At 61.2% G+C, this 20062-nt stretch carries 19 protein-coding genes; 10 read left to right on the top strand and 9 right to left on the bottom strand.

What is annotated here, in order from left to right:
• The first annotated feature begins 144 nt into the window (after nucleotides 1–144).
• From ACYASU_RS15850 to ACYASU_RS15840, 3 genes are all read left to right on the top strand, one after another.
• The gene (locus ACYASU_RS15850) at nucleotides 145–1599 is read left to right on the top strand and encodes a mannose-1-phosphate guanylyltransferase/mannose-6-phosphate isomerase (protein WP_192171841.1); all 1455 of its coding nucleotides are present in this window, start codon (nucleotides 145–147) and stop codon (nucleotides 1597–1599) included.
• A 185-nt stretch (nucleotides 1600–1784) separates the two neighbouring features.
• A complete protein-coding gene (locus ACYASU_RS15845; protein WP_192171842.1) occupies nucleotides 1785–2249 on the top strand; it encodes a multidrug transporter in 465 nt (154 codons plus the stop codon).
• A gap of 33 nt (nucleotides 2250–2282) precedes the next feature.
• Entirely contained in the window at nucleotides 2283–3107 is an 825-nt protein-coding gene (locus ACYASU_RS15840; protein ID WP_463583349.1) for an SDR family oxidoreductase, read from the top strand.
• Nucleotides 3108–3280: 173 nt separating this feature from the next.
• Here ACYASU_RS15840 and ACYASU_RS15835 read toward each other — a convergent pair whose 3' ends face one another.
• The 4 genes from ACYASU_RS15835 to ACYASU_RS15820 are packed head-to-tail and all read right to left on the bottom strand — an operon-like array spanning nucleotide 3281 to nucleotide 8082.
• Nucleotides 3281–4144: an efflux RND transporter periplasmic adaptor subunit gene (locus tag ACYASU_RS15835; RefSeq protein ID WP_463583348.1), complete on the bottom strand. Its 864-nt coding sequence runs from the start codon at nucleotides 4142–4144 to the stop codon at nucleotides 3281–3283.
• Nucleotides 4145–4159: 15 nt separating this feature from the next.
• Complete coding sequence (locus ACYASU_RS15830) at nucleotides 4160–4360, bottom strand: DUF1656 domain-containing protein (RefSeq protein WP_065991906.1); 201 nt, start codon at nucleotides 4358–4360, stop codon at nucleotides 4160–4162.
• Nucleotides 4350–6548, bottom strand: coding sequence for an FUSC family protein (locus ACYASU_RS15825; RefSeq protein ID WP_463583347.1), 2199 nt, complete (start codon nucleotides 6546–6548; stop codon nucleotides 4350–4352). Before ACYASU_RS15825 ends, ACYASU_RS15830 begins: the two co-directional genes overlap by 11 nt.
• Before the next feature lie 22 nt (nucleotides 6549–6570).
• Entirely contained in the window at nucleotides 6571–8082 is a 1512-nt protein-coding gene (locus ACYASU_RS15820; protein ID WP_463583346.1) for an efflux transporter outer membrane subunit, read from the bottom strand.
• A gap of 181 nt (nucleotides 8083–8263) precedes the next feature.
• On the opposite strand from ACYASU_RS15820, the gene ACYASU_RS15815 reads away from it, so the two are divergent.
• Both ACYASU_RS15815 and ACYASU_RS15810 read left to right on the top strand, forming a co-directional pair.
• On the top strand, nucleotides 8264–9211 hold the full coding sequence (locus ACYASU_RS15815; RefSeq protein ID WP_133772022.1) for a LysR family transcriptional regulator: 948 nt from the start codon (nucleotides 8264–8266) through the stop codon (nucleotides 9209–9211).
• Between the two features lie 99 nt (nucleotides 9212–9310).
• Nucleotides 9311–10285 carry a 2-hydroxyacid dehydrogenase gene (locus tag ACYASU_RS15810; protein WP_463583345.1) on the top strand — a complete coding sequence of 325 codons (975 nt, stop codon included), beginning with the start codon at nucleotides 9311–9313 and terminating at the stop codon, nucleotides 10283–10285.
• 205 nt (nucleotides 10286–10490) lie between these two features.
• Here the strand turns inward: ACYASU_RS15810 and ACYASU_RS15805 are convergent, their stop codons facing one another.
• Nucleotides 10491–11390 (bottom strand): DMT family transporter, encoded by a 900-nt coding sequence (locus tag ACYASU_RS15805; protein ID WP_463583344.1) that lies wholly within the window; start codon nucleotides 11388–11390, stop codon nucleotides 10491–10493.
• Between the two features lie 134 nt (nucleotides 11391–11524).
• On the opposite strand from ACYASU_RS15805, the gene ACYASU_RS15800 reads away from it, so the two are divergent.
• A complete protein-coding gene (locus tag ACYASU_RS15800; RefSeq protein ID WP_463583343.1) occupies nucleotides 11525–12397 on the top strand; it encodes a helix-turn-helix domain-containing protein in 873 nt (290 codons plus the stop codon).
• A gap of 183 nt (nucleotides 12398–12580) precedes the next feature.
• On the opposite strand, the gene ACYASU_RS15795 is transcribed toward ACYASU_RS15800, so the two are convergent.
• The 3 genes from ACYASU_RS15795 to ACYASU_RS15785 all read right to left on the bottom strand — a co-directional run bounded on the left by ACYASU_RS15795 (nucleotide 12581) and on the right by ACYASU_RS15785 (nucleotide 16597).
• Entirely contained in the window at nucleotides 12581–14929 is a 2349-nt protein-coding gene (locus ACYASU_RS15795) for a TonB-dependent siderophore receptor (protein ID WP_463583449.1), read from the bottom strand.
• 82 nt (nucleotides 14930–15011) lie between these two features.
• Nucleotides 15012–15995 (bottom strand): FecR family protein, encoded by a 984-nt coding sequence (locus ACYASU_RS15790; RefSeq protein WP_463583342.1) that lies wholly within the window; start codon nucleotides 15993–15995, stop codon nucleotides 15012–15014.
• Nucleotides 15992–16597, bottom strand: coding sequence for an RNA polymerase sigma factor (locus ACYASU_RS15785; RefSeq protein ID WP_463583341.1), 606 nt, complete (start codon nucleotides 16595–16597; stop codon nucleotides 15992–15994). Before ACYASU_RS15785 ends, ACYASU_RS15790 begins: the two co-directional genes overlap by 4 nt.
• 290 nt (nucleotides 16598–16887) lie before the next feature.
• On the opposite strand from ACYASU_RS15785, the gene ACYASU_RS15780 reads away from it, so the two are divergent.
• The 4 genes from ACYASU_RS15780 to ACYASU_RS15765 all read left to right on the top strand — a co-directional run bounded on the left by ACYASU_RS15780 (nucleotide 16888) and on the right by ACYASU_RS15765 (nucleotide 19322).
• Complete coding sequence (locus ACYASU_RS15780; protein WP_065991892.1) at nucleotides 16888–17310, top strand: HPF/RaiA family ribosome-associated protein; 423 nt, start codon at nucleotides 16888–16890, stop codon at nucleotides 17308–17310.
• 535 nt (nucleotides 17311–17845) lie between these two features.
• The gene (locus ACYASU_RS15775) at nucleotides 17846–18175 is read left to right on the top strand and encodes a DUF3509 domain-containing protein (protein WP_463583340.1); all 330 of its coding nucleotides are present in this window, start codon (nucleotides 17846–17848) and stop codon (nucleotides 18173–18175) included.
• Between the two features lie 235 nt (nucleotides 18176–18410).
• Nucleotides 18411–18755 (top strand): YXWGXW repeat-containing protein, encoded by a 345-nt coding sequence (locus ACYASU_RS15770; RefSeq protein WP_122535300.1) that lies wholly within the window; start codon nucleotides 18411–18413, stop codon nucleotides 18753–18755.
• Between the two features lie 231 nt (nucleotides 18756–18986).
• Nucleotides 18987–19322, top strand: coding sequence for a hypothetical protein (locus ACYASU_RS15765; RefSeq protein WP_463583339.1), 336 nt, complete (start codon nucleotides 18987–18989; stop codon nucleotides 19320–19322).
• 154 nt (nucleotides 19323–19476) lie between these two features.
• On the opposite strand, the gene ACYASU_RS15760 is transcribed toward ACYASU_RS15765, so the two are convergent.
• A complete protein-coding gene (locus ACYASU_RS15760; protein WP_172609665.1) occupies nucleotides 19477–19923 on the bottom strand; it encodes a phosphate-starvation-inducible protein PsiE in 447 nt (148 codons plus the stop codon).
• Between the last annotated feature and the right edge of the window lie 139 nt (nucleotides 19924–20062).

Here is a 20062-nt window from a genome sequence, read left to right as displayed (position 1 = left end):
GATTTACGGAATTAAGCGTTCGGCTTCAGGCACTGCGGAGCAAGCAGACAGCCAAGAGGATGCCGAGCGATGCAAGACAAAAACCAGAAAGACCGAAAAGACCTACAGCCCATTCGAACGATTTTTGCTTAACGGAGAAACAAAATGATTCCAGTGATCTTGTCAGGTGGTAGCGGTTCCCGACTCTGGCCTCTTTCGCGTAAACAGTTTCCTAAACAGTTCCTGGCGCTGACCGGCGAACACACTCTGTTCCAACAGACCGTCGAGCGCCTGCAATTCGACGGCATGCAGCACCCTGTCGTGGTGTGCAACAAGGATCACCGCTTCATCGTCACCGAGCAGCTCAATGCACTGGGTCTGGAAACTCAGGCCGTGATCATGGAACCGTTTGGTCGCAACACTGCGCCTGCCGTTGCCATCACCGCGATGATGCTGGCCAACGAAGGTCGTGACGAGTTGATGCTGGTGCTGCCAGCCGACCACGTGATCGACGATCAGAAAGCCCTGCAACGTGCGCTGGCCCTGGCCACCGTTGCTGCAGAGCGTGGCGAAATGGTGCTGTTTGGTATCCCGGCGACCAAGCCTGAAACCGGCTACGGCTACATCAAGTCCACCGCCGACGCACTGCTGCCGGAAGGCGTCAGCCGCGTGCAGCACTTCGTTGAGAAGCCTGATGAACAACGCGCCCAGGAATTCGTCCAGGCCGGTGGTTACTACTGGAACAGCGGCATGTTCCTGTTCCGCGCCAGCCGTTATCTCGAAGAGCTGAAAAAGCACGATCCGGATATCTACGACAACTGCCTGCTGACCCTCGAGCGCAGCAAGCAGGACGGCGACAGCATCTCCCTGGACGAGGCGAGCTTCGCCTGCTGCCCGGACAACTCCATCGACTACGCCGTCATGGAAAAAACCCAGCGCGCCTGCGTGGTTCCACTGGATGCGGGCTGGAGCGATGTCGGCTGCTGGTCGTCCCTGTGGGACGTGAGCGCCAAAGATGAAAACGGCAACGTTGCCAAAGGCGATGTCGTTATTCAGGACAGCCGCAACTGCATGATTCAGGGCAACGGCAAACTGGTGACCGTGATCGGCCTGGACAACGTCGTTGTCGTCGAAACCAAAGACGCCATGATGATCGTCCACAAAGACAAGGTTCAGGGCGTCAAGCAACTGGTCAACACGCTGAACGAGCAAGGCCGCAGCGAAACCCAGAACCACCTCGAAGTCTATCGCCCGTGGGGCTCGTACGACTCCGTGGACATGGGCGGCCGTTTCCAGGTCAAGCGCATTTCCGTCAAGCCGGGCGCCAGCCTGTCGCTGCAGATGCATCACCACCGCGCTGAACACTGGATCGTTGTATCGGGTACCGCTCAGGTCACCTGCGACGACAACGTGTTCCTGCTGACCGAGAACCAGTCGACCTACATCCCGATCGCCTCGGTTCACCGCCTGCGCAACCCGGGCAAAATCCCGTTGGAAATCATCGAAGTCCAATCGGGCAGCTACCTGGGCGAAGACGACATCGAGCGTTTCGAAGACGTCTACGGCCGCTCCACCCCTGGCATCGAAGCCGGCGTGAAGACCCAGACCATCGCGCGTTAATACCGCTTCACCGAGTAGTACTAGCCCCCGTCAATCCACTGCGTATTCCCCATCCGCAGAGGGTTTTCGGGGGCTTTTTTGTGGGCTTTCATACCTGTGCGACCTTGAATCAGACGAACCACCATTAGCCCAATCCCCTCCCCTTTCGGTACGATGCCCGCATCTGCAATCGCGAGATCGACACGATGATTTTCGGCGCCGTACTCCTGTTCACCTGGCTGGTCCTGCTCCTGCGCTATCCCTCCAAAGCCCTGCCTGTTTCTCTGGCGGCGGCAGTCGGGCTGGGTGTCGTGGCGGCGTTTGTGGTCTGGGAGGACCGCCGCGATGAGCAGCGCCTTGAGCGCCTGCAAATGCGCGTGAACTATGCGCCGCAACAGTGCCCGACGGGCCGCCCGTTGCTGGTGCTGATCGATAACGGTAATAAGGTCTCGCTTACCGAACTGCGCTGGAAGATCGCGGCCTACGCGCCGGGCGATACCGTGAATCTGGCCGAAGACACCTACACCGCACCGCGTTATCGCGGGCCGGGCGATTTGTTGCCCGGCAGTCAGTGGCAAGATTGCTTGCCGATGCCGCCGCTGCGTCCGGGTTATCGGCCGCAGACCCTGGAGTTTCGTGCCGAACGCCTGCAAGGCACGTTCTCCGGCTGAGCGCCGCCCTTCTCTTTTTTCAAGGATTGAACCATGTCTGTGGTGTTGATCACCGGTTGTTCCAGCGGCATCGGCCGCGCCATGGCGGATGCCTTCAAAGCGGCAGGCCATGAGGTCTGGACGACGGCACGCAAGCCGGCCGATGTGGAAGCACTGACCGCTGCAGGTTTTCGTGCCGTGGCGTTGGACGTCAATGACAGCGCAGCGATTGATCGCCTGGTCGCCGAGTTTGATCAACGCGGCAAAGGGCTCGACGTGCTGATCAACAACGCAGGCTACGGCGGCATTGGTCCGCTGCTGGATGGCGGTGTCGAGGCCATGCGCAGGCAGTTCGAAACCAACGTGTTTTCCGTGGTCGGGGTGACGCGCGCGCTGTTTCCAATGCTGCGCCGCAACAAGGGATTGGTGGTCAATATCGGCAGCGTTTCGGGCGTGCTGGTGACGCCATTCGCGGGCGCGTATTGCGCGTCGAAGGCCGCCGTCCATGCCATGACCGACGCACTGCGCATGGAGCTGGCGCCATTCGGGATCCGGGTGATGGAAGTCCAGCCGGGCGCCATCGACACTCATTTCGCGCAAAACGCCAGCCATGAGGCCGAGCAAGTGATTCATCAGGATTCGCCGTGGTGGCCGTGGCGTGAAGGCATCCGCGCGAGGGCCAATGCGTCCCAAGGCAATCCGACACCCGCCGCCGATTTCGCCCGCGACGTGTTCACCGCCGTGCAACGCAGCCATCCACCGCGTCTGCTGCGATCCGGCAATGGCAGCCGCGCGCTGCCACTCATGGAACGGCTGCTGCCCAAGGCACTGCTCGAATGGATTCTGAGCAAGCGCTTCAAGCTGGATAAGCGCCATTGACGGCCACCGCAGATGAACCTGCGGTCATGGAACTCGTGGGAGCGAGCTTGCTCGCGAAGAGGGCGGAACATCCGCTACATCTTTAGCGCCTGAAACGCCGTCTTCGTGAGCAAGCTCACTCCCACAGGAGCTCAATCATTCAGGGAGATACCCGTCATACCTTGCCCTCTGCGTTACGGCTCGACTACGGGATTCACAATCACCGTGCAGGTGATCCCCGCCGCCAGCACCACCCCTTCCGGCACGTGATCCAGGTGAATGCGCACGGGCACGCGCTGGGCCAGTCGTACCCAGTTGAACGTCGGGTTGACGTCGGCGATCAGCTCGCGGCTCTCCGGATTGTCGCGGTCGTAGATGGCGCGGGCGATGCTCTCGACGTGGCCCTCCATGACTTCACCGCTCATCAATTGCATGTCCGCCGGATCGCCGATCCTGACGTGGGGCAGCTTGGTCTCTTCGAAGAAGCCGTAGACCCAGAACGAATTCCTGTCGACGACGGCCATCTTCGCTTCGCCGATGCGCGCGTAGTCGCCGCGATGCACGTTGAGGTTGGTGACGTAGCCGTCCACCGCCGCCAGCACCTTGGTGCGTTGCAGGTTCAGTTGCGCGGCTTCGAGCTGGGCGACCGCCAGCTGATAATCCGCCTGGGCAGAGGTGGCAACGTTGCTGGCGTCTTCGCGGCTTTCGGCGGAGATCACCAGGGCGTCCATGTCCTTGCGCCGATTGGCGTTGACCTTGCGCATCTCCCACGTCGCCTTGCGCGACGCCACCATGGCCTCGGCCTGCTTCACCGCCAGCTGATAATGCTCAGGGTCGATCTGCATCAACAGGTCGCCTTTCTTCACCGGCTGGTTGTCCTTCACCGGCACATCAATCACCACGCCGCTGACGTCGGCGGCGACGTTGATCACGTCGGCGCGCACCCGGCCGTCGCGGGTCCACGGCGTGTCCATGTAATGAATCCACAGCAGCCGGCCGATCCAGATGGCCAGGGCCAGAATCAACAAAGTCGCGATCAGACTGAAGAGCTTTTTCATCTCAACCAACGTGCCTCAACGGTAAACAGTGAGCGCCATGGCGCCGAAAATGCAGCTGAACAGGCTCAGACGCAGCAGCGCCGGATGCCAGAAAAAACGGTACAGGTCGAGCCCGGACATGAAGCGGTCCAGTGCCCAGGAAAGCACCATCGCGACCAGAAACATGACGGTCACGGTCGGCATGTACACGCCGTGGAAGGCGAGTTCACGAGGCATTGAGTTGTCCTTGGGGCGAGGCCACAGACGCCGGCTCTGACGCAGCGCCTGCCAGCGGCGATTGCGGGTCCAGCAGGCAGGTGCGGATGAAGTGCAGGTAGCTTTTCACCCGGCGCAACGCCGAGGTGTCGAAGTGCGGTGCGAAGGGCTCGTCGGTGTTCTGCACGCAGACGATGGCGTGATCGACGGCCGACAGGCTGCGCGCCAGGTTGTGGCGATCAGGCTGGATGAACAGGCGAATCAGCGAGCGGCCCATGGCGCGAATCGCCTGCCGCCACGGTTGGGATTCGGCGTAACTCGGGTGCACCGGCAGAATGTCCTGCTCGCGGCGCAACTCGATGATCGCGTGGCCGATCTCCAGCACCACGAACATCCAGCGCAGCAGGTTGCGTTGCACTTCCGGTTTGCCGGCGGCCAGGCCATAGGCCTGATGCATCAGGTCACGGGTGCGGCTTTCGAAGCTGGAACGGATCCCGCGCAGCGGCGCGCTGATGGCGAAACTGACTTGCTGACGCAGATTGCCTTCCAGCCGCTGCCACAGCCAGCGACTGTTCGGCGGCAGAATAATCGCCCCCGCCGCCGCGCACAGCAGCATGCCGAGGACCATGGCGATGTAGTCGTTGATGAACGCATACGGGTTGTAGACCGTGAGGTTGTCCGGCGCCGAACCGATGCTGAAGAAAATCAGCAGCCCCAGTCCGTATCCCACCCATTGCGGCCGTGTGGTCAGGAACGTGCCGAGCACGAACACCGGCGCCAGCACCATGCACAACAGGGGGAAACCGTCGATGCGCGGCAGCACGAAAAAGGTGATGAAAAACCCCAGCACCGCCCCCAAAAAGGTCCCGCACGCCATCTGAAACGACATGCGCCTCGGGTTCGGTGTCGTCGCGGAAAGCGCCACCGTCGCGGCGGACACCAGGGTCATGGAGGCACCGCTCGGCCAGGCCGTCGCCACCCAATACACCGACATGACCGCGAGAATAAAGGTCGCACGCACGCCGGAGGCCAGCGAAGACAGCCAACTGGTGGTGGAGACGAACGGCTCGACCCACTTCTCCCGCGCATGGCGGTGATCGGCCAGGGAAGCGTGGGTCTGGGCGTAGTCGTGCATGTCATCGACGAAGCGATACAGCAATTCGTAAGCGGTATGGAAATCCAGCAGGTCATCGTCGCCGGGCTCGGTCTTGGCGAACTGGGCGCGCAGGCTGCGCACGTGCTCGGGCAAGTCGGCCTTGTACACGCTCAACCGATTGGCGAGCAGCGCGGCGTCGGCGTTGGTCAGCGCGCGCCCGGCGAAAGGCTCCAGCAATCCAGTCAGCGCAGTCAGGCCGGGCTCGATGGCCTGAACGGCCGGTGTCACACCGCGTCGACGCAAGCGTTCCAGCAATTGATGCAGGGCGTTGAAGCGCGTGGTGATGGTCATGAATTCACTGTTCAGGCGATTCAATCGACCGTTGCGGCGGCGCATGTGCGGGTCTTCGAACACCGTGACCGCGCGCAGGCCTTCGAGTCCCACGGCATCGGCGATGAAGCGCACGTTGCTGGCCTCGAAGGACGCCGGATCGCTCTCGCCGCGCAGGCCGGTGATGACGAACTGGGCGAAGGTGCCAAAGCGCTGATACATGGTGTTGCGCATCGCCGCGCCGGCGCTTTGCGGCAGGATTGCAGCGCTGACCAAAGTGGAGCAGACGATGCCGAGGGAGATTTCCAGCACCCGCCACATGGCCGCCATAAATGAGGTATCGGGGTGAGCGAGCGCGGGCAGCCCAGTCATTGCGGCGGTGTAGCCGGCCAGCACAAAACCATAGGCGCGGAAGTTGCGATAGCGCGCGGCCCCGGCGCAGCAGAAGCCGACCCAGATCGCCAGACTGCCGAGGAACAGCTCGCTGTTTTGCGCGAACAGCGCCATCAACGTGACCATCACTACTGACCCGGCGAGCGTGCCGAGCAAGCGGTAGAAACTCTTGGCAAACACCTGACCGCTCTGGGGCTGCATGACGATGAACACGGTGATCATGGCCGTGCGCGGCTGCGGCAGTTCCAGGCGCATGGCGATCCAGTAGGTGAGGAAGGCCGCGGTCAGCACCTTGCCGATGTAGATCCACGTCACGCCATCGCTGCGCGCCCAATCGTTCAGGCCGCGCCGCCATTCGAGGGATTTGAGCCAGTCAAAAGCGGCGTTCATCGCCAGGCCCTGCCAAAGCGCGTCATTTATCGAACACCGCCAGCGACACCGGCGTTTTCGGCGCAGCGGTCCTTTCCGGCGCAGGCGAATCATTGCCCGCCATCAACCCTCCCCCCAGCGCCACCACCAACTCCGCGTGCACCGTCAGGCGTTCGGCCTGGACGTGTTGCTGCACCTGCTGCTGATGAAACAACAGCGTCTGCGCGTTGAGCACATTGAGGTAATCGGTCAGGCCGCGTTTATAGGCGACCATCGCGATGTCGTAGGTTTTCTGCGCGGCGGCTACCGATTGATCGGCGAACTGTTGCTGCTTTTCCATCGACTCGCGGCGAATCAATTGATCGGAAATGCTCTTCAGCGCCATCACCAGGGTCTGGTTGTACTGCGCAACGGCTTCGTCATAGCCCGCTGAGGCTACGCCCAGCTCCGAACGCAAACGCCCGCCGTCGAAGATCGGCAACGTGATCGCCGGGCCCACGCTGTAGTTGAATTTCTTGCCGGCGAGGAATTCCAGCATGCCGCCGCCGGTGGCCATGTAACCGAGGCTGCCCATCAGATCGACGTTCGGATAAAACCCGGCATGGGCCACATCAATGCCCCGCGCCTGCGCCGCCACCCGCCAGCGACTGGCGACCACGTCCGGACGTTGCCCCAGCAATTCGGCCGGCAACGCCGACGGCAGTTTCAACGCGGCATTCAGCGACAGCGTCGGGCGCTGAAGACGTGCGCCCTCACCCGGCCCTTTGCCCGCCAGCGCGGCGATCTGATTGCGGCTCAGGGCAATTGCCTCGTCCAGCGCGTCAATCTGACGATGGGTTTCGGGCAGCGGGGTTTCCGCCTGACTGACTTCAAAATGGGTGCCGATGCCGCCTTTCAGACGGCGCTGGGCCAGATCAACGATCTGCTGCTGTTGCGCGAGGGTCGCTTCGGCGATATCGCGCTGAGCGTAGTTGAGGGACAACTGGATATACGCGCGGACGATATTGTCCTGCAATTCCAGCTGCGCCTGACGCTCCTGGGCCGCGCTGATGTGCGCCATGTCCAGCGCCTGTTCGGAGTGGTTGCTCTCCTGGCCCCACAGATCAAGGGAATAACTCAGGCCCAGCGAGGCGTTGTTGTCCCACGTGCTGGTGTTCGACAGCTCACCCGGACCGTAGAACTGATCCGTCGGCCAGTTATGACGTTTAAGGGTACTGTCGCCGGAGATGTGCAGGGATTCCGCCGATTCCGCGATGCCCGCCATGGCCTTGGCCTGACGCACCCGCGCGGCAGCAATCGCCAGGCCGGGGCTGCCGAGCGCGGCCAGTTCGATCCAGCGATTGAGTTGTTCGTCGCCATAGGCGCGCCACCACTGACCGGCCGGCCAGTGGGCGTCTGCGTCGGCCGCCTTGATGGCGTCGTCGGTGGCCAGCGCGTCGGGGGACAACGCTGTGCCTTGTGGGGCGATTCCGCCAGTTCCGATGCAGCCGCTGATGAGTAACGTTAAAGCCCACACACTGAGGGGCTTGAGCCCTCTGACGAGACGACGCGGCACTGCTGCAATTACCTGAATGGAGGGGGAATCAATGATGCGGCGATTCTAGGGGGCGTCTAGTCCGGCGATAAGCCGGGACTTCTGCGAATCTTTGTTACCGAACAGGAGATAATCCTTTGGTATGGCTGACATGGATCAGTTACTTCATGTCACAATTTGCTATCTCACCTGAGAACGGCCAATGGACACTTTGCAAAACATGCGCGCCTTCACTTGCGTGGCGCAGGCGGGCAGCTTCACCGCTGCTGCCGCTCAACTGGACACCACCACCGCAAACGTTTCGCGCGCTGTCTCCAACCTCGAAGCCCACCTGCAAACCCGACTCCTCAACCGCACCACGCGACGCATCGCCCTGACTGAAGCGGGCAAGCGTTACCTGCTGCGCTGCGAACAGATCCTCGGTTACGTGGAAGAAGCGGAAGCCGAAGCCAGCGACGCCCATGCGCGGCCGGCCGGGCAGCTGAAAGTCCATTCGATGACCGGCGTTGGCCAGCATTACGTCATCGACGCGATTGCCCGCTACCGGCGTAATCACCCGGACGTGTCGTTCGACCTGACCATGACCAACCGCGTCCCGGACCTGCTCGAAGAGGGTTACGACGTGTCCATCGTGCTCGCCAGCGAGCTGCCGGATTCGGGCTTCGTGTCCCAGCGGCTGGGCATCACTTACAGCATCGTTTGCGCCTCGCCGGCCTACATCAAGGCGTTCGGCATGGCGCATCGACCGGCCGACTTGCTCAATCACGCCTGCCTGCGTCTGGTCAGCCCAGTGTTCCCGCTGGAAAAGTGGGCGTTCGACGGCCCGGAAGGTCAGGAAACCGTGACCATCGGCAACTCGCCGTTTCTGGTGAATTCGGCCGACGCCATGCAGGCAGCGATCAGCAGCGGCATGGGCATCGGGATTCTGCCGATCTACTCGGCGATCGAAGGTTTGCGTAATGGCTCGCTGGTGCGAGTACTGCCCCAGTACCGCTCCCACGAGCTGAACCTGTACGCGATCTACCCGTCGCGGCAGTACCTGGATGCGAAGATCAAAACCTGGGTCGAGTACCTGCGCGGGTCCCTGCCGGAAATCATGGCCGCCCACGAAGCGGACCTGCAGACCCATGTGTTGCCGGAGACGGTTTAATCATCGCCCACGCGCAACGGCAGTGACCCTGCCAATCCCTCGGCAAGAATGTTAGCGTGCTACGCATTGCCCTTCTGACCTGCCGAGAGAAGCTATCCGATGAAAAAGACCGTCCTTGCCTTCAGCCGCGTGTCCCCGGAAATGGCCGAGCGCCTGCAGCAAGACTTCAACGTGATCATCCCCGATCCGAAAAAGGGTGATCTGAACGCGCAGTTCAACAAAGCCCTGCCCCACAGCCACGGCATGATTGGCGCCGGTCGCAAGCTGGGGCGCGAGCAGTTGGAGAACGCGAAGCAGCTGGAAGTGGTGTCGAGCATTTCGGTCGGTTACGACAACTACGACGTCGGCTACCTCACCGAACGCGGGATCATGCTGACCAATACCCCCGACGTGCTGACGGAAAGCACGGCCGATCTGGGCTTCTCGTTGATCATGAGCAGCGCCCGCCGCGTCGCCGAACTGGACGCCTACACCAAGGCCGGCAACTGGAAGCGCAGCATCGAGGCGCCGCATTTCGGCACCGACGTCTACGGCAAGACCTTGGGCATCGTGGGCATGGGCAACATCGGCGCGGCGGTCGCACGACGCGGTCGTCTGGGCTTCAACATGCCCATCCTCTACAGCGGTAACAGCCGCAAGACCGCCCTCGAGCAGGAACTGGGCGCGCAATTCCGTACGCTGGATCAGTTGCTGGCCGAGTCGGACTTCGTCTGTCTGGTGGTGCCACTCAGCGAAAAGACCAAGCACCTGGTCAGCACCCGCGAGCTGTCGCTGATGAAGAAGAGCGCGATTCTGGTGAACATCGCCCGCGGTCCGATCGTCGACGAACCGGCGCTTATCAAGGCGCTGCAGGACGGCACCATTCGCGGCGCCGGTCTGGACGTGTACGAAAAAGAGCCGTTGTCTGAATCGCCGCTGTTCGCCCTGAGCAACGCGGTAACGCTGCCCCACATCGGTTCGGCGACGGACGAAACCCGCCAGGCCATGGCCGACCGCGCCTACGCAAACCTGCGCGCCGCGCTGCTGGGCGAGAAGCCGCAGGATCTGGTGAATGGGCAGGTTTGGAAGGGCTGAGCGTCACAGTTCTAGTGGGAGTGAGCCCTTGTGGGAGTGAGCTTGCTCACGAAGGGGCCGGGGCAGTCAGCCTCGTTCTCTGGTGGCTCCGAGAAAGCCTTCGCGAGCAAGCTCGCTCCCACGTGAGGGTGGGCTCACTCGAGATATGATTGTTCCCACGGTCCCCGTGAGAATGCCGCTCCCGGCGCTCCGCGCTAGCTAGACCTCACGCCAGTTTCGCACCCACCGGCGCAACCACCCTCGGCTTCCTGAACACCAGCACGTTCCCCGCCATCACCAGCACCAGCCCCATCAGCGCGGGGGCGGTCCATTGGTAGCCTTCGGCGAACGCCGACACATTCAGCGCCACCACCGGAAACAAAACCGTGCAATACGCCGCGCGCTCCGGGCCCATGCGGCCGACCAGGGTGAGATACGCGGTAAAACCAATCACCGAGCCCGGCACCACCAGATACAGCAACGAGCCGATATAGCGCGCGTTCCATTCAAACGCGAACGGCGTGCCGCTCAGGACGCAGTACACACAGAGCATGGTCGCGCCATACAGCATGCCGTAGGCGTTGGTGGTCAGCGGGCGCAGGGCGGCCTTCTGTTGCAGGCTGGACAGCATGTTGCCCGCCGAGAAACACAGCGTGCCGAGCAGGGTCAGCGCCAGGCCGATGAGGGTTTCGCGACTGGCGCTGTGCCCGGCCAACTCCGGCCAGAACAGGCACGCCAGACCGACCAGCCCCAACGTGCCGCCCATCACCACGTTGCGCGCGATTTTCTGCTTGAAGAAGATTCGGGCGTTGAGCGCATTCCACAGTGTCGCAGTGGAAAACACCACGGCCACCAGACCGGTCGGGATCCACTGGCTGGCGGTGTAGAAGCACATGAAGTTGACGCAGAACAGGCACAGCCCTTGCGCCAGACAGATGAGCTGCCCGCGACGATTGACCTTTTGCAGTTTCCCGGTGGCCAGCAAAAGGGCGAAGATAATCAGCGCCGCGAGGCCGAAGCGGTAGACGATCGACACCGGAATGGCGACGTCGCCCAGTTGCAGTTTCAAGGCAATCCAGGTCGTGCCCCAGATCAAAACGGTCAGCAGATACAACGTAATGTTCATGTCGGGCTCCCCAGTGAAGCCTCAGTCTGGCTACGCGGCGCTGCGCTCACTTGCAGAAACTTGCGCATTTGATCGTCGCCCCGCTGGCAGGCGGCTTGGCGCGGAGTAGGATGCGAGGCGTAGAGGAGTCCCACATGTCGTCACTCGAAACCATCCAGGTTTTTCAATCCCTGAACAGCTCGCCCCACGCGCAGCTGGAGAAATGCGCGCCCCTGGGCGACGGGGTGATGGCGGCGCTGTGGAACAACCGCCACGACGCGCAGAACTACCACGCGCCGACGCACCACACGCTGTCGTGCTACATCGACGGCGGCACCGGGACGTTTCGCCGCGATCAACCGGACAGAAAAGGCGCTCCGGACAAGATCTGCACATTGCCAGCCGGCCATCAGTCTTCCTGGGTGGTGAACGGGGAAATCCGTCTGGCCCATCTGTATATCAGCCCTGAACAGTTCGCCCTCAATTGCGTCACGCTGCTGGATCGCGAGCCGCGCCAGCTGGCGTTGCAGGAGCACACGTTTCTGGATGATCCGTTGCAGGCCGAGCGCTTTCATCGCCTGATCTGCATGGACTGGAGCGAGCCCGGCGAACGCGTGCTCACCAGCAGTCTGGCCCATGAGCTGCTCGATCACATGGTCCTGCGCCAGGTGGGGCTGCGCGAAGGGTTGCGCTTGAAAGGCGGATTGGCGCCGCACCTGCGCCGTCAGCTAGTGGAGTTCATCGAGCTGAATCTGGCCGAGCCCTTGAGCCTCGGCCAGTTGGCGGGCATGTGCGCGTTGTCGGAATACCATTTCGCACGGATGTTCCGCGAAAGCTTCGGCCTGCCGCCCCACCAATACCTCCTCGCCCGACGCCTCAACCGCGCCCGGGAGCTGCTGCGCTCGACGCGCAAGCCATTCGGCGAGATCGCCCTGGAATGCGGCTTCGCCAGCGCCAGCCACTTCAGCAACCGGTTCAAACAGTCAGTCGGCGCAACGGCGAGTGAGTACCGGGCTGCGTTTCAGTAAATGCTCCTCAAGTCACCCACTCCAACTGACCCAACCTATATCAACTGTAGGAGTGAGCTTGCTCGCGAAGGAGCCAGTACATCCGCCAACCGCTTACTGGCCGGACCACAGCCTTCGCGAGCAAGCTCACTCCTACAGGGTTTGCGTAAATCGCCAGGACTTCGCCTCGGAAGGGGAAGACCTTCAGAACTCCAGCGTCGTCGCCATCACCACTTGCCGCGAGTCCCCCAGCGACACGAAATAACGGCTCACCGCCGAACTGTAATAGGTGCGATCAAACAGGTTCTTCACGTTCAGCTTAAACTTCACTTTCTGCCCGTCCAGACGGGTTTCGTAGGTCGCGAAGGCATCGGCGACGGTGTAGCCGGGCAGATCAAAATCATTGTCCGCATTGCCCGAGCGTTCGCCGACGTAATGGCCGCCCAAGCCCGCTCGCAAACGGTCCGCTCCCATCACCGCGCCAAAGTCGTACACCGCCGAGACCGACCCGCTGTGCCGGGGCACGTTCTGCAAGCGGTTGCCTTTCAATGTCGGGTCCTCAACCACCCAGGCATCAGTGAAGGCATAACCGCCAATCAGACTCCAGCGTTCTGACAGCTGCCCACTCACGTCCAGTTCCAGACCCCGCGAGCGCACCTGGCCCGCCGTCGTGTAAACCGTGTCTGCGGTCAGTGAGTCAAAATTCGCCACCAGCACGTTGCGCTTTCTGATGTCGAACAGCGCCAGCGTCGCACTGATGCCATCGGACGAATCCCACTTGGTGCCCAGCTCCCACGCGTTCGATTCTTCGGGCGGCGTCGCCGAATCCAGCACGGTGCCACCCGCCAGCGTGGCGATGCTGGAGTTGGGCTTGAACGCTTCGGTGTAGCTGCCATAGAACGACAGCTCGTCGCTGTAGCGGTAGACAAGCCCCGCTCGCGGAATCCACTTCTGCCCGTTCAAATCAGTATTGCGCGTGAACGGCGAGCCTTTGCCTGCCTGCTGATCGAACACTTGATAACGCGCACCCGCGACGAAAATCCAGCGATCGGTGAGGTGCACGGAATCCTGAGCAAACACCGAGTCAGTGCGCAAAATGTCGAGCTGATGGCTGTCCGCCGCACTGACCTGAGTGCCCTCCGCTTCCTGGCCATACACCGGATTCAAATAGCTGAACGTGCTTTGGCTTTTCTGGCGAATTAACTCACCGCGCGCAATCTTGCGGTATTCGTCATCGACCCCGATCAGCAGCTCGTGCCGCATGCCGGCCAGTGAGGTATCGCCGTTCAGAGTCAGGGTGGTGAAGCGATCGGTGCTCAGGGCGTTGCCGGTGCCGTCGATTGAGCGGGTCAGCGTGCCGGTTGCCGGGTCGACAGCGGTCACGCGCACCTGGCTGGCGTCGTAGGTCTCGCGGTTATAGCTGTAGCCGAGGTGGCCTTTCCAGTTGTCGTCGAAGGTGTGGTCGACCTCGAATCGATACAGGTCCGAACGCCCTTCCATGTTATTGAACGGCTCGTCCAGACGCCGGGTCGCTGGGATGTTCAATGAACGGTTGGTGCGCGGATCGATGGCCGTGCCGCGATCAAACGGCGAGAGAAATTCCCGGTGCTCGTAGGACGCCAGCACTTCGGTGCCATCGCCATACCAGGCCAGCGATGGCGCCACCAGCGACTCACGGTGCACCCCGTAATTGCGCCAGTAATCTTCGTCTTCGTGGTCAACGATCAAGCGGTACGCCAGACCGGTTGACGCCCCTTCAGCGCCATCAATGGCGCCGGTGCTATCAAGTGTTCCGCCGCTGCCGTTTTTGCCGGCGCCGTAGCTTGATCCCCGAGCCGTGAAGGCGTTGACCGACTGCAACTGCGGGCGCTTGCTGACCACATTGATGACCCCGCCCGGGTCCTGAATCCCATACAACAGCGATGCCGGCCCCTTGAGAACTTCGACGCGCTCGGCCGTGGCATTCAGGTTGCGGCCCTGCACCACCGGCATGCCGTCGCGCATGATCGAACCGTCGCGATTGTCGCCGAAACCGCGCTTCATCAGCGTGTCCTGGGTGCTGCCGAGGGTATTGCCCTGGGTCACGCCGCTTACGTTTGCCAGCGCGTCATCGAGGTTGCGCGGCGCCTGATCGCTCAACACCTGCGCCGGAACGACGCTCACCGCCTGGGGGTTTTCCAGTCGCGGGGTTGCGCTGCGCATCACCGATGTCACAGCAGGCGGCTGATAGCTGTAGGCACCGCTGCGTGTGGAATCGATCTGCGTCGCGCCAAGGGTGACCGTGCCCTCGGCGGGTCGGGATTGCAGCGTGAAGGTGTCGTCGGTGGCACGGCGGAAGGTGAGGCCAGACGTGCTCAACAGCACGCCTAACGCCTCCTCCGCACTGAACGAGCCGTTCACCGCCGGGGCATCCACGGCGTAGGGCGTTTCCTGGGTGTAAATCACGCCCAGCCCTGTCACCCGACTGAAATCCCTCAGCGCCTGGGGCAGCGGTTTGGCCGGGATCGAAAAGTCGTAGGCCGGCACGGCTGCCTGAGCGCACGCGCTCCACATCGCCACCACCGAAACGCCACACCAACTTCTCACATCGATCAACCCCGTTTAAATGCGATACGCCTCGACCGCTCGCCTGTGATCAACGGATCACAATCACCCGCCCGAGCGCTTCGTACTGTTCAAAACCAACGACGGATTTCAACGCCGCCAGCACGGCCTGCGGATCGCGGCTGGGAAAGCTGCCGCTGACGGTCTTCGCGGCCAGCTGATCGTTGAGCAACATGATTCGCCCCGGGTAATAGCGGTTCAGGTCGCTGATGACATCGGCGAGCGGCGTGCGGGCGTAATTGAGCCAGCCCTGACGCCAGGCCAACTGGCTTTCGCTATCGACAGGCTGCGGATCGCCGGTGCGTTCGCGGTCATAAGTGACCCGCTGACCGGCCGTCAAAATCTGCTGCGGCGCATCGGAGGCCGCCTTTACGCCAACGCGCCCCGACAGCACGGTGACTTGCGCCCCGACGGGCTGCAACCGTACTTCGAACTGCGTGCCCAGCACCCGGATTTCCCCGCGTCCGCCATCGACCACAAACGGCTCGCCGGTGTGGGTGACTTGAAAGAATGCGGCGCCACGGCGCAATTCGACGTGCCGCTCACGCGCATAGAAATGCACGGCGATCGCGCTGTCGGCGTCCATCGTCACCTGCGAGCCGTCGGCCAGCGCCACGGTCCGGACCTGCCCCGGTGCGGACACATAATCGGCGCTCAGATCCTCTGCCCAGCGCTGCGGATTCCAGCCCATCCCGACGCTCACCATCAGCACCAGACACGCCGCCATCGCCAGCGCCGCCCCCCAGCGCGGCAGGCTACGCGGAGTGGGCGCGTCCATCTTCCGCAGCAAGGCGTCGAGCGCGGCGGCGTCCTCGTCGGCCAGTGTGGCGGCAGGCTCTTCACTGAGTTCCCACAGCACCTGGGCCTGAGCGTACGCCTCGGCATGGGCGGGGTCGGCGTGCAGCCAGCGGCTAAAACACGCCTGATCGGCGACCGTCGGTTGGTTGTGCAACACACTGAGCCAGCTCAGCGCCATGGTGTGGGGATCGGCACTTTGATCAGAAACGGCGTTCATCGACGTAAGCCCCCGGATTTCCCACCAAGGGGCACAACCCGCGCGGCGTCCTCATTAACGCTCGCCTTGCAGGCCTGCAAGGCGCGCATCATGTGTTTCTCCACGGCACTCTGCGAAAGGCCCATGGCCTTGGCGATCTCGGCGTACTTGCGCCCGTGGATGCGGTTGAGCAGGAAGATCTGCCGGGTTTTCTCCGGCAATCCGCGCAACGCCGCTTCGATGTGGCGCAGATCATTGCTCGCCTCCAGCGCCGCCTGGGGTTCGTCAGTCTCGGGCCGATGCGCGTCAGGCAGCAACTCGTCGCTGAGCCGGGCGCGAGTCCTTTCATTGCGCAGATGATCAATGGCGATATTGCCAGCGCAGCGCATCAGGTAGGTGTTGAGTTCCTCGACCTGCACCAGCGGACGCCGCCAGAACCTGAGAAACAGGTCCTGCACCAGGTCCGCCGCCGTCGCCCGGCAACCCACCCTTCGGCTGACCAGCGCCTCCATTTGCGGGCGCTGTGACAGAAACACCTCCAGAAACCGCGCGCGTGCAGCTTTCGGGGCCTCGTGGTCGAGGTCCTGACACGCTGAGTTCAAGGACGGAGGCTGATCGATCATGGTCAGGCACTGGGTGAGAGGATGCGAGGCGCGATATTAATGATAAATATTCTCATGCGCAAAAGATGTCCGACGAATCTCGCAACAAATCTGCAGCGCCTGAAGCCAGACCCTGAAAAGGCGCAGCCCAGTAAAAATGGACTTGCCGGTCGAGTTCCCGCGTCCGCGAAATATATTCTCGGTTTCAAGGGGTTGAATTGTTCGTGGATCGGCGCCAACACTGTGAATGAGGGCAGACGAAAAACACCTCGTCCAGACTCTCCCGAGCAAGCCAAAGTAAGGGAAGAACTATGCAAATCCAGGTCAACAGCGATAACCACATCGAAAACAGCGTCCGTCTGGAGGAGTGGGTACGAACCACGGTTGAAACTACGCTCGAACGATACGAAGAGGATCTGACCCGCGTTGAGGTCCACATCAACGACGAAAACGGCGACAAGCCCGGCCCCCATGACATCCGTTGCCAGATGGAAGCCCGGCCAAAAGGACACCAACCCATTTCCGTTACCCACAAGGCCGATTCGATTGATCAGGCCGTGGATGGCGCAGCGGTCAAACTGGACCACGCCCTGGAACATCTTTTCGGAAAACTGCGCGGCAACAAACGCGGCGCGGCGCCGGTGATTGAAAGCGATCTGGATGACGAGCCGGTCAGTGCTGACGCGTTGCTGGAAGAAGAATTTCTTGAGAAGGATGAAGCATTGCACGGCTGATGCAGCAGCCTTGAAACACTGAACTGCTGATGGAGGGGCGGGCCTGGAAACGGGTCCGCCCCTTTTTTTTGCGCGTTTTTTAATTGCCGAGCGCATGGAGCGCTGGGATAAACCTGAGACAAGTTCGCTTCCAAACCCACGCACACAAAGAACGCATGAGGCGCGCAAATGGTGCCGAGTGGGAATTATCCAAGCAGTTAGCCAGTACAAAATGGACGCATAAACCATGACCTGCTTCTCGATTCAGCTGCCCGCGGTCCACCCGTTAGGCGCATTTAAACCTTTCGTCCCTTGTGGCCCAAACCCTGCAAGCTTTGTATCGTCGAGCTTACACCTCACCTGCACGCCGCATGCTTAATAGCTCCGCGCGCAGTGACTCGCTCAATGAGACGACGTTTCAACGGACCACTGATGGATATCACCGCGACTTCAGCGAGAGCGGCCAGGGCAGGAATCATTAACCGTTGATCGGCTTCGAGAACTAAAGGGATTCACCCCCAGTCAACTTATGCAGATCGTTAACAGGTAACAGGCCATGGATAACCCTTTTCAATTGATCACCGACGCCTTCCACCCCGACTACCGGGTCAACCTGAGTATCCAGGGTCTCGACGGGACCATCATGCTGACGTTGTCGAATGAGTCAGGTGTGGTCGCCAAACGCCTGCTCAGCGCGGAGCAACGCAACTCGCCCAAGCGTCTGCGTCGTTTGATCGAGAGCATCCAGTTCGGCATCGCCATCGAACAGGGCCACAGCGCCATCAAAATCCTGGCAGCCATGACCGACGGCGACCTCAAGCAACTCTCGCCGCCGCCCACCCGAACCAGGTTCCTTGGCCGTCCGCAGCTAACTGCTGGCATCTGATCACTGGGTGCGCATGGTGTGAGGCGTCGTCTAACGCCTCTCCAGCGCAGCCCCTTCGGGGCATCATTGTTGATGCGCCCTGCCATCCGCCAATGATCGCCGACTCCCCTCTAAGTCCCGCCGATTCAGCCCTCAGACAGAATGCACCTGTTACAACAAACCTGTAGCAAGCCGGCTGCCCCGTTACACAACTGAACGGCGAGCAGCAGAGTCTGGACAAGTCTGAGGTGACGATATGTCTCTACGATACATAGCGCTGATTGGCGCGCTGGCCCTGGCGACCGGGTGCGTGGAAGAAAGAGTGGTACACGAGCGGCGAGTCGTCGACCGACCCGCACCCCGCGCCGAATACGTCGAAGTTGTCGCCCCGCAAGCGCCGCCCGTGCGCGTCATCGAAGAAGAACCGGCCCCGCGCCCGGGCTACATCTGGTCCCGCGGCTACTGGCGCTGGAACGGCAACCGCTACGTCGCCGAGCACGGCCACTGGGAAGCGGTACGGCCGGGCTATCGCTATCAACATCCGTACTGGGAAAGCCGAGGCGATGGCTGGCATTACCATGTTGGGGTGTGGGTGAACTGACGGACCGCTGCACGCAAAAATGCCCCGCTGAGACGGGGCATTTTTTATGGGTCTGCTAGTGGATAGGTTACCGCAGAACTGTTTGTTAATCGCAAGCGGTGCTCATCAGGACGCGCTGGATTTTTCGTACACAAGACCGCATCAAACGCAGCATTTGGGCGATACCACGAGAACAGGAGGGAGGGAGCATTAGGTTGTGCCTGATCAGCTAAAGTAGCCTGCAGCAAAGCATTGGCGAAATGGGTAATCGGGAGCGAGTATGGATATTCAAGCGTTAAGAAAGCCGCTATCGAGTTGCGAAACCAACTGGAACTGCATAAAGCAAAAGAACCGGCAGCACTCGCTTTGTACCAACACATGGAGCATTTAATATCGGCCGCCGAACGAGGTGAGATCACTAGCCAAGTCGAAGCACGAGACATACCAGGTCATCGAATTATGGATGAATCAAACCTCCGAAAATATCGTGATCTCTCTGGAGGGTATAGCAATTTTTATATAGAACTTATCGAAGGCCGTGACATGCTCAAAATGGTAGAAGAAATTGCTAAAAAGGCAAGAATGTAATAGAGCTATATCCGGGCAATCGTGGACCGTTACGAATGCTGCGGAAACGTACCGCGACTTCTCGGCGCTGGCTGCTAACCGCATGCACGCCAAACGCCAAGAATTAGTCGGACAAGTGTGGAATGAGCCCTAAACGACAAGGACTCACCCATCCCTACTCCACTTTTTCCTGCACCGACGGATACCTCGACGAGGAATACCTGACGACCAGAATCGAGAATGCCAGCAACAGCACGCCGCCACAGACGTAGATAATCCCCAGATCCGGCGCTTTGTGATGTGACACGTCACTGATCAGCAAACGGATCAAAGCGGTCACCCCGATGTACAGCAAGAAGCGCAGGGGCATGTGGTTGGTCTTGAAATAAATTCCGACCATCGCGCCCAATTCGAGATAGATGAACAACAGCAAAATATCATCCACGGCGATGTATTCCTGCCCGAGCATGCCGATGAAGGCTTTAATCGCGGCGTAAGCGGTCACCGCGCCAATGCCGAACAGCGCCAGATAGTGAAACGCTTCAACGGCCAAATTGCCCAGGCTGTTGGCGCCGCCATGCAGCTTGGCCCGCATCCGATCTGCCCATTTCACACCACCCATCCCTCACCTCCCCTGACCCAACCAAAACTGTTCATAACGAGCGCTGCGATTCAGCGCAGCGGTGGATCTGTCGACGCAGGGCTAAGGCCGCATTGATGTTCACGATGTACTTCCTTGAGTGACCCGGACCGGATAATGC

It is taken from the genome of Pseudomonas sp. HP_12 (genome assembly GCF_055283955.1).
The sequence above is the reverse complement of the archived record's forward strand: the minus strand, read 5'-3'. Positions and strand labels throughout refer to the sequence as shown.

Coding starts and splice junctions, on each gene's coding strand:
- ACYASU_RS15850 (WP_192171841.1), top strand. CDS start 145: ATGATTCCAGTGATCTTGTCAGGTGGTAGCGGTTCCCGACTCTGGCCT.
- ACYASU_RS15845 (WP_192171842.1), top strand. CDS start 1,785: ATGATTTTCGGCGCCGTACTCCTGTTCACCTGGCTGGTCCTGCTCCTG.
- ACYASU_RS15840 (WP_463583349.1), top strand. CDS start 2,283: ATGTCTGTGGTGTTGATCACCGGTTGTTCCAGCGGCATCGGCCGCGCC.
- ACYASU_RS15835 (WP_463583348.1), bottom strand. CDS start 4,144: ATGAAAAAGCTCTTCAGTCTGATCGCGACTTTGTTGATTCTGGCCCTG.
- ACYASU_RS15830 (WP_065991906.1), bottom strand. CDS start 4,360: ATGCCTCGTGAACTCGCCTTCCACGGCGTGTACATGCCGACCGTGACC.
- ACYASU_RS15825 (WP_463583347.1), bottom strand. CDS start 6,548: ATGAACGCCGCTTTTGACTGGCTCAAATCCCTCGAATGGCGGCGCGGC.
- ACYASU_RS15815 (WP_133772022.1), top strand. CDS start 8,264: ATGGACACTTTGCAAAACATGCGCGCCTTCACTTGCGTGGCGCAGGCG.
- ACYASU_RS15810 (WP_463583345.1), top strand. CDS start 9,311: ATGAAAAAGACCGTCCTTGCCTTCAGCCGCGTGTCCCCGGAAATGGCC.
- ACYASU_RS15805 (WP_463583344.1), bottom strand. CDS start 11,390: ATGAACATTACGTTGTATCTGCTGACCGTTTTGATCTGGGGCACGACC.
- ACYASU_RS15800 (WP_463583343.1), top strand. CDS start 11,525: ATGTCGTCACTCGAAACCATCCAGGTTTTTCAATCCCTGAACAGCTCG.
- ACYASU_RS15795 (WP_463583449.1), bottom strand. CDS start 14,929: ATGTGGAGCGCGTGCGCTCAGGCAGCCGTGCCGGCCTACGACTTTTCG.
- ACYASU_RS15790 (WP_463583342.1), bottom strand. CDS start 15,995: ATGAACGCCGTTTCTGATCAAAGTGCCGATCCCCACACCATGGCGCTG.
- ACYASU_RS15785 (WP_463583341.1), bottom strand. CDS start 16,597: ATGATCGATCAGCCTCCGTCCTTGAACTCAGCGTGTCAGGACCTCGAC.
- ACYASU_RS15780 (WP_065991892.1), top strand. CDS start 16,888: ATGCAAATCCAGGTCAACAGCGATAACCACATCGAAAACAGCGTCCGT.
- ACYASU_RS15775 (WP_463583340.1), top strand. CDS start 17,846: ATGGATAACCCTTTTCAATTGATCACCGACGCCTTCCACCCCGACTAC.
- ACYASU_RS15770 (WP_122535300.1), top strand. CDS start 18,411: ATGTCTCTACGATACATAGCGCTGATTGGCGCGCTGGCCCTGGCGACC.
- ACYASU_RS15760 (WP_172609665.1), bottom strand. CDS start 19,923: ATGGGTGGTGTGAAATGGGCAGATCGGATGCGGGCCAAGCTGCATGGC.